Annotated in this window: 11 protein-coding genes; 5 read left to right on the top strand and 6 right to left on the bottom strand. The window is 28.8% G+C overall.

Annotated features, from left to right (window positions below; genetic code table 4):
• Positions 1-81 precede the first annotated feature (81 nt).
• The 3 genes from pip to EXC44_RS01485 are packed head-to-tail and all read right to left on the bottom strand — an operon-like array spanning position 82 to position 4,281.
• Positions 82-1,089 (bottom strand): prolyl aminopeptidase, encoded by a 1,008-nt coding sequence (gene pip, locus EXC44_RS01495; protein ID WP_129621314.1) that lies wholly within the window; start codon positions 1,087-1,089, stop codon positions 82-84.
• Positions 1,043-2,104 carry an aminopeptidase P family protein gene (locus EXC44_RS01490; protein ID WP_129621311.1) on the bottom strand — a complete coding sequence of 354 codons (1,062 nt, stop codon included), beginning with the start codon at positions 2,102-2,104 and terminating at the stop codon, positions 1,043-1,045. The genes pip and EXC44_RS01490 overlap by 47 nt, the downstream gene beginning before the upstream one ends.
• A gap of 11 nt (positions 2,105-2,115) precedes the next feature.
• A complete protein-coding gene (locus EXC44_RS01485; protein ID WP_129621308.1) occupies positions 2,116-4,281 on the bottom strand; it encodes an MIP family Ig-specific serine endopeptidase in 2,166 nt (721 codons plus the stop codon).
• A gap of 107 nt (positions 4,282-4,388) precedes the next feature.
• Between EXC44_RS01485 and EXC44_RS01480 the strand changes: the two genes are divergently transcribed.
• Genes EXC44_RS01480 through EXC44_RS01460 form a run of 5 tightly spaced genes read left to right on the top strand, consistent with a single transcriptional unit; the run spans position 4,389 to position 8,251 of the window.
• Positions 4,389-4,922: a tRNA (cytidine(34)-2'-O)-methyltransferase gene (locus EXC44_RS01480; RefSeq protein WP_120160823.1), complete on the top strand. Its 534-nt coding sequence runs from the start codon at positions 4,389-4,391 to the stop codon at positions 4,920-4,922.
• A complete protein-coding gene (locus EXC44_RS01475) occupies positions 4,906-5,634 on the top strand; it encodes a TrmH family RNA methyltransferase (protein WP_120160825.1) in 729 nt (242 codons plus the stop codon). The genes EXC44_RS01480 and EXC44_RS01475 overlap by 17 nt, the downstream gene beginning before the upstream one ends.
• 2 nt (positions 5,635-5,636) lie before the next feature.
• Positions 5,637-6,494: a ribosome biogenesis GTPase YlqF gene (gene ylqF / locus EXC44_RS01470; protein ID WP_129621305.1), complete on the top strand. Its 858-nt coding sequence runs from the start codon at positions 5,637-5,639 to the stop codon at positions 6,492-6,494.
• Positions 6,487-6,879, top strand: coding sequence for a YigZ family protein (locus EXC44_RS01465; protein WP_129621302.1), 393 nt, complete (start codon positions 6,487-6,489; stop codon positions 6,877-6,879). Before ylqF ends, EXC44_RS01465 begins: the two co-directional genes overlap by 8 nt.
• The gene (locus tag EXC44_RS01460; RefSeq protein ID WP_129621299.1) at positions 6,863-8,251 is read left to right on the top strand and encodes a M17 family metallopeptidase; all 1,389 of its coding nucleotides are present in this window, start codon (positions 6,863-6,865) and stop codon (positions 8,249-8,251) included. Before EXC44_RS01465 ends, EXC44_RS01460 begins: the two co-directional genes overlap by 17 nt.
• Positions 8,252-8,285: 34 nt before the next feature.
• Here the strand turns inward: EXC44_RS01460 and rpmG are convergent, their stop codons facing one another.
• The 3 genes from rpmG to EXC44_RS01445 all read right to left on the bottom strand — a co-directional run bounded on the left by rpmG (position 8,286) and on the right by EXC44_RS01445 (position 13,693).
• Entirely contained in the window at positions 8,286-8,438 is a 153-nt protein-coding gene (gene rpmG, locus EXC44_RS01455) for a 50S ribosomal protein L33 (protein ID WP_099309189.1), read from the bottom strand.
• A gap of 85 nt (positions 8,439-8,523) precedes the next feature.
• Complete coding sequence (locus EXC44_RS01450; RefSeq protein ID WP_165001837.1) at positions 8,524-11,694, bottom strand: hypothetical protein; 3,171 nt, start codon at positions 11,692-11,694, stop codon at positions 8,524-8,526.
• A gap of 1 nt (position 11,695) precedes the next feature.
• Complete coding sequence (locus EXC44_RS01445) at positions 11,696-13,693, bottom strand: alpha-amylase family glycosyl hydrolase (protein ID WP_129621293.1); 1,998 nt, start codon at positions 13,691-13,693, stop codon at positions 11,696-11,698.
• Positions 13,694-13,706: the final 13 nt, after the last annotated feature.

Here is a 13,706-nt window from a genome sequence, read left to right as displayed (position 1 = left end):
TTTAATTATATTAAAATTTGAGGTTAATTTTTATTTATCAAAAAACTAGATGACCAGCCAAATAAAAACCCAGCAAAGAGATTAGTTCTTTGCCGGGTTTGATAGTTCTTTAGCTCAAAGATTAGCTACTTTTTTCAATGCATTTCAAAGTGGTTTATCTTTGATTGTGTGTGAAGCATTATCAACTAAGTATAATTTAGATTTTTTTAGTTTTTTAGCTAGTAAATAAGCTCCAATAGGGCGACAATCTACGTCTTGACGTCCGTGAACAATGTCAACTGTAATATTATCTAACTTGGAGGTATTTTCTAAAATATAATTATCTTTTTCGAAAAAACATCTATGGATAAAATAATGGGTTTCTAAAGTTGAAATTGATAAATAAAGTTTTCTGTCTTCTGGATCAGGAAAGCGCTTTGGAGTATATTTATGCACTGAAACCAAAGAGCTTTCTCAGTCATAAAAGTATTTAGCTGCATCGGTACGAAATAAAGGGCTAATTTGTTTGTTGAAGACTTTGTAATATTTTTCTAACAAACTTTTACCATGGATTCGTTTAACGTGATTTTTATATTTTTCAAAATAATCAGGGTAATACACGCTTGCTCCACCTTCTTCATATAAAAAATTTATATCTTCTTGGCGACCTAAAAAAACCGAGCGAAGCAAAATGCGCTTTACATTTTGGGGATATTTAATACTATAAGCTAAGGCTAAAGTTGTGCCCCAACTTGAGCCAAATAAATTAATTTTATCAATCTTAAAATAGTTTCGCAAACTTTCAATATCTTGAATTAATGCATTAGTATTATTATCTTTTAATTCTAAATATGGTTTACTTCTTCCAGTTCCCCTTTGATCAAAATAAATTAATTTAAAAATATTTAAATCAAAAAGTTGGTTATGAATTGGATTCGAATAACCCCCTGGGCCACCATGAATTATAAAGATAGGAAACCCTTGGGGGTTTCCATATACTTCATAATAAATTGAGTGCAGTTTAGTAACATCTAAATAACCTGACTCAATAACATCATTTTTTCTAGAAATTTCGCTTGTTATCTTCTGTAAGAGGTCTTGAGAATACATAGTGACCACTTTCTGTAACTAAAACATCGTCTTCAATTCTTGCACCAGCTAAACCTTCAATGTAAATTCCTGGTTCAACAGTAATGATCATTCCTGGTTCTAAAATTGTATTTGAACGACCCGAAACATTTGGAAGTTCATGCACATCAATTCCTAGTCCATGACCTGTTGAATGAGTAAAGTATTGTCCATATCCTTTGGAACTAATATAATCACGACAAATTTTGTCAATTTCTGATACTTTAATTCCTGGTCTAACAGCTTTTCTTCCTAAAGCCGCAGCTTCTTCAACAATTTGTAAGATTTTTAAAGCTTCTGGGTTTACTTTACTTTCATCACCTACTACAAAGGTTCTTGTAATATCAGCTGTATAACCTTGATACTTAGCACCAAAATCAACTTTTAATAAACTATTATCTTCAATTAATTTGTCAGTTGGATGATGGTGTGGCTCTGCAGCATTAGAAGCTGAAGCAATAATTTCATCAAATCCTTCTTTATCTGCACCATGTTTTTTAAGTAAGAAGTTTAATACCGTTGCTGCTTCTTTTTCTGAAATTCCAGCCTTAACTCAAGTTTTGAATTCATTTAATGCACTAAGTGAAATATCAATCACTTTTTGCATTAAATGTAATTCTTCTTGAGATTTAACAATTCTTAATTCTTGTCCACTTACTCAAATTAATTCTTCAGGTTGTATTAAACTAATAATTCTTTCTTGAACATTTTTAATTAAATAATCTTTTTCTAAAGCAATTTTTTTGAAATTACGTGCTTTAAATCAATCTTGCATATTGGTTCCTGCAATTAACACAACTTCAACATTTTTAGCATGTTTTTGCGCATATTCGATGTATCGACCATCCACAAATAAAGTTGCTTTATCTTTTTCAATGGCAATAAAACCATCGGTAGTTTGCACATTTGCGTATCATAATCTTGTTTGAGGTGCTTCTGAGATTAAAACTTCAGCACCTGTTTGTTCAAACATTTTTAGTAATCTATTTTTATTCATTATAACTCCTATTAATTATTTTTTACTCCATTTGGGAATAATGCAGTAGTTGGATATTTAGTTAAGATATTTTGATTCTTAGCTAAATTTTGACGGTATGATTTTTCTTGTTTTGGATATCTTGTTTTATCACTTCCGTCAATTAAGTTATAAGCATAACTTCATTGTAAATCTTCGGTTTGGATTAAAGGTACAAAACCAGAACGTTTTGATAAATCTGTTCCGTTGATGTTAGTTGAAGTATTATAAATACCAACTGGAACACCATATTCATTAGTTACCATTGAACCACTTGTGCCTCCTGCTAGTGAAGAATTAGTCATAGCAAATGAATAACCAATTCCATTAACGGCTCTTTTATCATCAAAAACTCGTTCGTTAATGATATTGTTAGTAAAAGTATTTCGATTAACTACAACAGTATGATCTAAATCTGTTGAAGTATTTGACATAAAAACTCCATTATTTCCGACCTGTGGATAACCACCTACATATAAACGCTCGGGACGAAGAGACTTAAGTTTATTAGCTCCATCTTTTAAATAATAAGAAACATAATCAAATGGGATATACAAACTATCATTACCATGCTTAATAGTTTGTATTTCATTTTCCAATTCTTTAATAGCATTATCAATATGAGCTTTAAGTTCAGGATATTCATTTTGCTTTTCTGTTAATTTTTTATAGTTAACTTCAATACCAAAAACAGCAAAATCGAGTCCCATTCTTTCATCAGTGTATTGAGGCTCAGGGTGTCAGAACCAATTTTCTTTCATTTGCTGGTTTGTTGCTTGATCATAAATATCAATTGCAGCAAAAATTGTTTTTGGTGTACTAATAATATCACCAACAGAAGTTGCTCCATTAAGTCTTGATCTTTCATCTGGTGCATTAGTATAAATACTTGGACCATTGGTTAAAACTGATGGTTGGGAATTGTTAGGGATTGGATCTAAATTTATATTTGCTTTTGGTACCCCTAAATAAAATTGGTTAGTGCTCATCTTTGAATCAGTAAAATATTCTGGAAAAACATCTTTTAAACTTGTATCAGCACTATTATAGGCATAACGGTGCACATGTAAATTAGTAGCAATATAAAGCATTAAATTTTCTTTTTTTGAATCCCAAGCAAAATCTAATAATCATCCTGTTCCATTATGAACTAATGCAGGATTATCACCATTAGCTAAAACAAAGCCATAACCAACAGAAAAACTTTTATTTTTAATTTTTTCAACTGCTTTAGCTTGTTCTAACTTTTGAAAGCTAAAGCTACGTTTTTCAGCAGGGCTTGCATCATTAGCTGACTGTGTTTCTTGGTCAATAGTTCGCTGCACTTCAGTTTTTAAACTAACTAAAGCTGAATCTGAAGAATATTGTAACCTGAAAGTATAAAAATTCTTTTTATCTGGATCTTGGACTTTTTGAATTAAAGCTCGTAATTCTTGTTTTGAAACACTTGAAGAAGATGAAGTATTTTGAGTTTGGTTGTTGTTTGAACTTTGATTATCATTTGGGCTAGTTGTAGGATTTTGTTTTGAATTAGATATCTTAGCTAGAAGTTGTTCTAATAATGTTTTTTGGCTTGTTAAAGCAGCTTTAGTTTGCTTATTAAGTAAATTATAAGCTTCAAGCGCAGCTGTTACTTTATCTTCATCTTCTAAAGTAACAGAATCTTGAGTTTTGGCTAAGATTTCAGCGTGCGTTAACTTATAAGTTTCAATTTCTTGTTTTTGCTCTAAATTTTGCAATTCTTTTAATTGTTTTTCTAATAATTCTAATTGACTAGTAGTAAAATTATTTTTTAAACTATCTAATTGTCCTAATAACTGCTTTTTAAGTTCTGTGTTATTAAGTGAGTTAATTAATTGTTCTAAATTAACTTTAGTTCCTGTTAAATATTCAGTCATTTCAGTAACTAATTTTAAATAATCTTCTTGAGTCTTAATATTTTTAGCTTTAGTTTTAAATTCTTGTTTTTTCTCTTCACTAAATCTGTCAAAAAATGGAGCAAGCATTGATTCAAAAGCTGCATCAATTTTAGCTTCATTTGGAGTTTTGGCTGGCTCTTTTTTTATTTCTTGCTTATTACATGATATTACGATAATTGGTAATATTGATAAATTAAGCAAGGGAAGTAAAATTTTACTTTTTCATTTGATTTTTTTCATTATGTGCTTATTATACCAAATTTTAAATCATAAACGCTTTTATTTAAACTAAAGATTTTAAAAATAACATATATAATTTATACTAAATCTTATAAATAAGGAGTTTTATGCTAAACATTGTTTTATTTCAACCAGAGATTTCACCTAACACTGGAAATATCATTCGAACTTGCTTTGCCCTAGGAGCTAAATTACATATTATCAAACCAATTAGCTTTGATTTACATCCTAAATATTTAAAACGAGCAGGAGCAGGGCGCATGCTTTCAGACATTCGCCATGAAGTACATGAATCTTACGAAGCTTTTTACCAAAAATATCAAGCTAAAGAAATTTTTTATATTACTAGATATGGACTCAAAACTTATAGTGATGTAGCTTATCACCAAGTATATAATTCAAACAAAGAAATTTGAATTATGTTTGGTCGTGAATCAACTGGAATAGATAAAGCAATTTTACAAAGTAATTTGGAAAATTGTCTTAGAATCCCAATGGTTTCACAAATGCGCTCAATTAACTTAGCTAATTCAGTTTGCATTGTTAGTTTTGAAATTATGCGCCAACTTAACTGGCAAAGTTTATCATTGTATGAAGTAGAAAAAGGAAAAGATTTTTTAATAAATGATCTTAACAAGTAAACAAAATCTAAAAATTAAAAATTTAAAGAAATTACAAACTAAAAAGTTTAGAAATTTGGAGCAAAAATTTTTAATTTCAGGAGAACACTTAATTAACGAAGCTTTAAAACATAATTTAGTTTTAGAAATTTTTGAAACAAGTGATTCAAAGATTTATGCAAATGCAACTAAAGTAAGTTATGAAATAATTAAGTACTTATCGCAAACAACAAGCCCTCAAAAAGTTTTAGCTCTATGTGATAAAACAAAACTAAAACGAACTAAAGTTAATAAAATCATTGCTTTAAATAATTTGCAAGATCCAGGCAATGTCGGCACAATTATGCGTCTTGCTTTAGCTTTTGGTTTTGATACTGTAATTATTGAAAATTTAGATCCATATAATGATAAAGTTTTAAGAGCTTCGCAAGGAGCAATCTTTAATTTAAATATTATTGAAACTAAAGATTTAGCTAGTTTACTATTTGAATACAAAACTAATAATTTTAAAATTTATGCCTCTATGCTGGATTTAGAAGCTAGCAAACTTAATGATATTGAGTTTGCTAGCGATAAACTAATTATTTTATTAGGTAATGAAGGAGGTGGAATTAGTGAGCCAATTAAAAGTTTAGCAGATCAAAGTTTATATATTCCAATAGCTTTTGAAAGTTTGAATGTAGCAGTTGCAGCTGGTATAATTTTAGATAAAATTTATAATAAAAGGAATTAATTATGCATAATGAAAATCATGAGAAATTGCACCAAAACTTAGTGCAATGATACCCTGGACATATGGCTAAGGGCTTTAGGGAAATAAAAGATACTGCAGCTTTAGCAGATATCTTTATTGTTGTTTTAGATGCAAGGGCCCCAATTAGTTCATATAATGAAGATTTTGACCAAATAGCACCTCATAAACCAAGACTTTTCATCATTACAAAAGCAGACTTAATGGATCAAAGTAAAAAACATATAATAAGTGCTCGGTTTAAAGGTGAGCACTTATTATGACTTGATTTACGTAAAGGTAGTTCAAAAAAAATTATTTTACAAAAACTTAAAGAAATGAGTCAAGAAAGAATTGCTAAGAATTTAGCTAAAGGAATGATTCAAACTAAAATTAAGTCTTTTGTTGTAGGTGTGCCAAATTGCGGAAAAAGTACATTAATAAACTTAGTTTCAGAAAAAGCATCACTAAAAGTAGCTAATTTTCCTGGGGTAACAAGAGAAAAAAAATGAGTGGTAAACAAGGAATTTTTATTTCTTGATACCCCAGGCATATTATTACCTAAATTTGATGATCAAGAACCTGCAATAAAACTTTTAGCAATTGGTTCAATTAAGCAAGAGAATTTTTCAGCAGAATTTTTAGCTATTAAGCTTTGAATTTTATTGAGTAAATACTATCCTAATAAAATTATTGAATTAGGGCTCAAGCCAGCTTTTGATGATGTTCAAGCTTATGGATCATTACATGATTATGCTAAGAAATTTAACTTTTTTAAAGAAAAAGGGAAATTAGATCTTTTAAAAGCGCAAAATCATTTTATTCAATTTGTGAAAAAAATGAAAGGCATCACTTTTGATTAAGCAATCTTTTGAAGTAGTTTTTAAAAAATCAACATTTATTTCATATTTTTTTGAAATAAATGATAAAACTAAGGTAAGGGAAATACATGCCTGGCTTAAAAAAGAACATAAAAAAGCAAAGCATGTATGTTATGGATATTTAATTATAAATAATGGTGTTGAAAATGGTGGTTTTAGTGATGATGGTGAGCCAAGTAATTCAGCTGGTAAAGTTATTTATGATTTAATTAGAATTAAAAATCTTACTAATATTTTAGTAGTTGTAGTAAGATATTTTGGTGGAACTTTGCTTGGCTTTGGGGGATTGCAAAAAGCATACCGTCAAAGTGCAAAGCTTGCCATTGATAATTATTTAGAAGGGAAAAAATATGATAAAAATAGTTAATAAATATGATAATCAATCACAACTTTTAAAACCAGCTTTTGAAGGTTCTAGTTTTCCAAATTTTATTGGAAAACGTAATTTTGTAGTGAGTGATGATTTAAAGAAGCAAGAATCATATGTATATTTTGCTCAAGATAAGCAAAATTGATATGAATTTAGTAACTGATTTAAAAATTTTGCCAAAACTAATGCGCATAGTTACACAATTGACTTAGCTGCTTTTAGCAAATATTTTGATAAGAATGAGTTAATTAGATTTTTTATCTTTGCAACTAATTTTGCCAAAACTAAATTATTTAAAAAATCTAATCTCAAAGATAATAATGTAAAAGAAACTTCACTAAACTTACTAATTGAAAATATAAGCTTAGAGGAAAAGAAATTAATTGAAAAAGTTAATTTAATTTCTCAAGCTGTGAGCCAAGTGAGAAACTTGCAAATTATGCCTGAAAATTTCTTAAATTCAGAAATGCTATCCTCATTTGTCACAAATGACTTTTCTGGAATCGATAAACTTAAAGTTGAAGTTTTAACTAAAAAAGAAATTCAAGACTTAAATATGGGTTTACTACTTTCGGTAAACCAAGGGAGTACCCACGAACCAAGAGTTGTAATTATTTCATATCAAGGTAATCCTAAATCAAAAGAACATACTAGTATTGTAGGAAAAGGAATAACTTTTGATACAGGAGGAGTTAATACCAAAGGGTATCATATGGATGGTATGAAATATGATATGTCTGGTTCCGTTGTTGCAGCTTATGCTGTAAAAACCTTAGCTTTATTAAAAGCTCAGGTAAATGTTAGTGCAATTATGTGCATAACTGATAACCGTATTAATGGCGACGCTTCATTGCCAGAAAATATTTACCAGTCTATGAGTGGTAAATGAGTTGAGGTTGTTGACACTGATGCTGAAGGAAGGTTAGTTTTAGCTGATGGAATTTATTATGCAGCTGATAAATTAAAACCTACGACAATAGTAGATGTGGCAACTTTAACTGGAACAATTGTTACTTCACTTTCACATGTATATAGTGGAATTTTCTCAACTTGTGATACTAAATGGGAAATATTTAAAGAAGCAGCTAAAATTGCTCAAGAAAAAGTGTGGCGTATGCCAATGCATGAAGATTTTAACAAAGGTAATAAAGGCTCAAAAGTTGCAGATTTAGCTAGTTGATCTAATAGTGTTAAACAAGATTCATCACAAGCAGCTATGTTTTTAAAAGAATTTACTAAAGATATTGATTTTATCCATTGTGATATTGCTGGAACAGCAGATGTAAACAAAGAGCCACAAGGACCACTTGTGGCAACCTTAGTTGAATTTGTTTTAAAACTACAAGAAACAAAAAAAGAAACTGAGTAATTAGTTTCTTTTTTGATAGTTTTAAAAAATATTATTATTTTTTTTCTTTGTGATTAGTATGAGAATTGCATTTTGAGCAGAATTTAGATAATTCTACTTTTTCAGGATGGTTCTTTTTATTTTTCTTAGAAATATAATTTTCCATCTTGCACTCTTGACACGCGAGGGTGTATCCTTCTCTTGCCATATTCTACTCCTTTGCTAAAATATAATTTTGTATTAGTGCTTTATATTATATCTTAAAAATAGTTTTATTAAAAATATTTTCTAGATTAGTTTGAAACTACTATTTTAGTAGTTTTATTTTGATCATTTAACTCTTTAATATATTTGCTAAAGGCACTATGTAGTGCATTTGCAATTTGGAAGCTAAAAAGATCATGAGTTCTTATGTTATAAGACTTTAAGTCTTGATAAAGTAGTGCATTACCAAAAACTTCTTTGTTCATAATTTTTCACACTTGCTCAAAAACTGGGTTTGAATTATCAGGTCTGATAGCTTGTGTTTTAGTAATTCCTAAACCACCTTCAGCAATTGATTTATCAGAAGAAAAAACATTAAAAGTTTTATTAGTTTTAAATTTCTCTTCATAGGCTAAAATTTTGTCTATTACATCTGATGGAATACTTGCATTACCTTGTGGCAATGAAGATCTTGACGCAAGATTCGCAATTAAAGCTCTAATTTTTGACGGATTTAAATAAGTATTTAAATATCCATCAACAATTTGCTTTATTGTATCCTGTGTAGGAATAGTTTTGGCAAAAGTATCAACAAATAATTGAGCCCTTGTATAAAGATAAGTTTTAAATTGATCTAAATTTTTAGTATTTTTAGCTTTTAAATCTTTTAATAAGGTTTGAGTTAATGATTGTAAAAATGTAGTTTTTGAATCATTAAGGTCTCCATCAACACCAAAAATAAATTCTTCAATTTTGCGAACATGTAAAGAGTTATTATTATGAATCATTAAAGAAGCAAAAGGATGATTAAGTGAACCAGCTTTTAATAATTCATGAGATACTAATCAAGACTGATTAGTATTATTATCTACACCTGTTAATAAATCAACGTTTTCTAAACCTAAAAGAGCAGCAATTCCATTTCTTAAAGGTAAGATATCTCCAAAATTTAGTGTATCATAGTCTCTAGTAGCTAATGAATCAAGTTTCTTAATTTGATTTTTTAATTCACTTGCTTTAACATAGTTACTTTCAGCAAGCGGGTTAGTTTGGTCAATATTTTTTGACCAAGATTCACCTCAAGTATTGAAGTTAGATCAACTTTGTAATTCTTGAATCTCTTCTTTAGTATAAATAGTATTAGGGAAGGATTTATAATTTTTAATATAGTAAAAACGTACTAAAGCAGGATTTAAATATGTATTTAAATAACTATTAACAATATTAGTTATTTGTTCTAAATCAAGCTGTGCTTTAGAATATTGATCAACAAAACTTTGAGCTTTGTTAATGATATTTTGTTTATATTCTTGCAGTTTATTAGTTTGATTTTGCTTATCTTCTCAAAGCATTAAAGTTAATTTATCAATTAAATCTAATTTTAAGGATTGATTATCTCCATTAATGCCAAAAATTTCTGTTTCAATTTTACGTATATGCATTGATTCATCTGAAATTCTACCATTTTGTTCATATGCAAGGTAGCTTGGAATATTAGTTATTTTTAGTAATGATTTAGATACTAATCATTGATCAGTATGTTCATCACTTCATTCAGGGAATTTTTTTCCCTTTAAATCATTAATGTTTTCTAGACCTAAAAGAGCAGCAATAGTGTTACGAAGTGGCAAGATTTTACCTAAATTCATATTAATAAAATCTTCATCGGTTAAATTAGGTTCTTGTTGAATTAAATATCCTTTTAATGATTCACTTGCAACATAGTTAGCTTCATCTACTGGATTTGTTGCATTAGATAATGATCAAGATTCTCCCCAAGTAGCTTGGTTATATAATTTTGAAAGTTGTGGCAGATCTTCTTGCTTTGCAAAAGCATTTAATTTTAGTTCCTGATATGTTTCAAAACCTAATGATTTAGCAATATTAGTTAAATCATTATATTGGTCAATATTTTGATTTTTAATACTATTAGCTAAATCATTATAAACTTCTTTAACAAATGGAATATTAGTTCCATTGTTAAATAGTTCATGATAAGAAGCAACTTCAAAAATTGTATTTAAAAAAGTTTTTAATGCTTCTTTGCGCTCTTTAGAAGCATTTAAATTTCTAGAACTAATCCCAAAACTTCAAGCACCTGGCGCTTGGAGAAATTCATATTGCTCATTAGTTTTAACAATACTAAAAAAACTTTGGGCATTAGCATTAGTTTGGGAATTTTTAGCATCTCAAGAACCAATTACAGTAAAATCAATTTTACCTTGTTTCATTAAGGTAAAAATAGCTTTATTAGCAATTTCTGAATTTGAAGATAAAGATTGTTTTAATTCTAGTTGACTAATTCCTTTTTGACCTCAAACTGAATTATTATATTCTTCTGGAGTAAATATATATGCTGCTTGGTAAATTGGGAAAAATAACGATGTAAAGACATTTAAAGCATCTTTAAAATGCTTATTATATTTATCACTAATTACAAATCCAGAGCTTACTTTATTAGTTTCTGGATTTGTATACAAAATATGCTTCATTAAATCTATATTGCTTAGTTGTGGTTCAGATTTTTGCAAGTTTGCAAAAACTCCAGCAAAGACTCCATTTGAATATCAAAAGTCTTGAAATCTAAGGAGCATTTTACCTTGGGTTATTAATTCAACTAACGTATTTGTTTCATCTGATTTAAGAATATCTGCAGCTTGAGCTTCAGGTAAACTAGAAGCAATATACAAACCTTCAGTATTATGCACAAGTCCTAATAATTTAGAAGTATCATTTAATTTAACACTTCCAAATTGTCTCATAATCTCTTTTTCAGCTGCAGAAGCCTTAATTTTAGCAGTTATTTGGTTAAATAATGAATTGTCAAATTCATCTAAATAAGCAAGCTTATTAGCATTTGCTAATAAAGTAATATAATCTGAAGGCATATAAATAATATCTAAATTATCTTGATCATCTTCCTTAGAATTAAAAGCTAATTCTAAAGCAGATCATAAGTCTTTAGATACAGTTTTAATTTGATATTCTTTACCAATTGTTGTTTTACTAAATGAATCAATTACTCGGTTATAAAAGTTACGTAAACTACCATCTATTGCAATCGTAATTTCTTTGGAAGTATTTGGATCTTTTGCTTTAGTTTGATTACTAGGGTCAGTATTTATTGGAGTTATTACTTCTTGGTTTGGGTCTTGCGGCTTACTAGGTTTAGAAGGTTCAGATTCTTTTGCACATGAAACAAGCGCAAAAGAAGCAAGTGAAGTTGTTAAAGTAGTTAATAAGAAGTTTCGAAATTTCATACTATTTTGGAGCAATTAAAAAAGCTCCAAATTTTCCTTTCCCTGTTGCTTTAATAGTTTGTTTAGTTCCTTGAGTATAACTTGTAAAATTATCCCCAAATAATTTTTCCTTAATAGTATAACTAGGATTTAAACTAATTTCTGATTCATTTTCTAATGAATCAGAATAAATAATTAAAATCATAGTATTATCGTCATTTAACCTTAAAGTTATATTTTGCTCTTTAAAATCTGATTCTTTTGTTTGAAATTCTAAAACTTTAGGTAAATCTCACCAAATATATTTTTCATCCATTTTTCGTAGTGAAATGTATTGTTGTCTTAATTTAATGAGTTTAGCAATTAAATTATAAGATGAATTTGGATCATTAACAAGACTTTCAATTGTTCCTTCCGCAACACTAGCTCCTGGTTTGATGCTTACTGCATCATTTTTAGCTTCCTTAAAGAAAACATTTTTACTTTGATCTGCTCAATTAAAAGCTTCTCGAACATTAGTATCATCTGTTTTAGGCCCTCCTTGCATTAAAATTTCGTTCCCATTATAAAGTGTTGGAAGGCCACCACGAGATAATAAACTAAATAAAGCTGATAAATATCTAAATCTTTCTTTATCAGTTAGTTTGTGTGGATTAGTATCAACAGGAGTTTGTTTTTCTTGGTACTTATATTTATTAATTCATCTTTCAACATCGTGGTTATCTAAAAATGGAATTCATTCACGTTTTTGCCCTTTTGAATCAGTTAAAGCTTTAATTAAGTTTAATTCATCGCCTGGATGAATTCAAACATAATTAACATCATCTTTTCATTTACTTCCGTCAATTAATGAACTTAAAGCTTTTTGTCCAATTTTGTCAAATCAATTACTTTTAGCTTTCTCATCATATGAATTACCTCACCATTCACCAAACATAAAAGCTTCATTTGAGGATCTTGCTATGTTATTAGTTTGTGAGTTTTGGTATTCTTGCTCAATTACTTTACGGAATTGAGCCATTAAATCTACTTCAAGACCTTTTCTTGAAGTATTTTTATAAATATTTTCTGAATCAAAGAAATGGTAAAAAGCATCATATCTAAAGCCATCAATTCCTTTTTTAGCTCAAAATTTATGAATGTTTAACATTTCTTGTAATAATTCAGGATTTTTTAAGTTTAGATCTGGCATACCAGATCAAAATTCTGCTGCTCATTTATAGTTAGTATTAGCAAAATTTTGTCCTGGAGTATTAATGTAAACAAAATTTTGTCTTATATCATCTGTTCCTTCTTTAGGTAATTTCTGAGAATTATTTTCATACATATAATAATAATTTTGGTATTTAGGATCACCTTGCAAGGCTTTTTGGAATCAAGGATGTTCATATGAAGTATGGTTTAGAACCATATCAATTACAACTCTAATTCCTTTCGCATGTGCCTGGGTTAAAAATTCATCAAAAGCAACCATGCCACCAAGCTCAGGTGCTACGTCAGTATAATCAATAACATCATAACCATGGTAAGAAGAAGCAGGGTGAATTGGTGAAAGGTATAAAGTATCAATACCTAAATTAACAAAGTAATCTAGGTTATTTTTTAAACCAATAAAATCACCTATACCATCATTATTACCATCAGCAAAAGAATAAACAGTTAATTGGTACATTACATTAGATCTTTTTGCTTCCTTATTAAAAGGTGCGATGCTTTGGACATTATTTGCTTCATCTTTGTAGCTAAGGTTAGTTAGGTTATTAGTTCTAACTAACTTAGCAAAAGATTCATCACCTCAATTAAGTTGTTTTTTGAGATTTTGGTTTTTTGTATCTTTAGTTTTTAATACTGGATTTGGATTAGTTTTGGCTGAATTTGTTGGAGGATTAACAGAAGTTTGAGGTGGATTTGAAACTATTGGTTTAGTTTCTGTTGGAGGGTTTTGTGTACAAGAAACAAGGCTAAAAAAACTAGTTGCTACTAAGCTAAAACTTAAGATTTTCTTTAATGATTTTTTCATTATTTGCTAACTT

This window comes from Mycoplasmopsis bovirhinis, assembly GCF_900660515.1.
Taxonomy (GTDB): Bacteria; Bacillota_I; Bacilli_A; order Mycoplasmatales; family Metamycoplasmataceae; genus Mycoplasmopsis; species Mycoplasmopsis bovirhinis.
The sequence above is the reverse complement of the archived record's forward strand: the minus strand, read 5'-3'. Positions and strand labels throughout refer to the sequence as shown.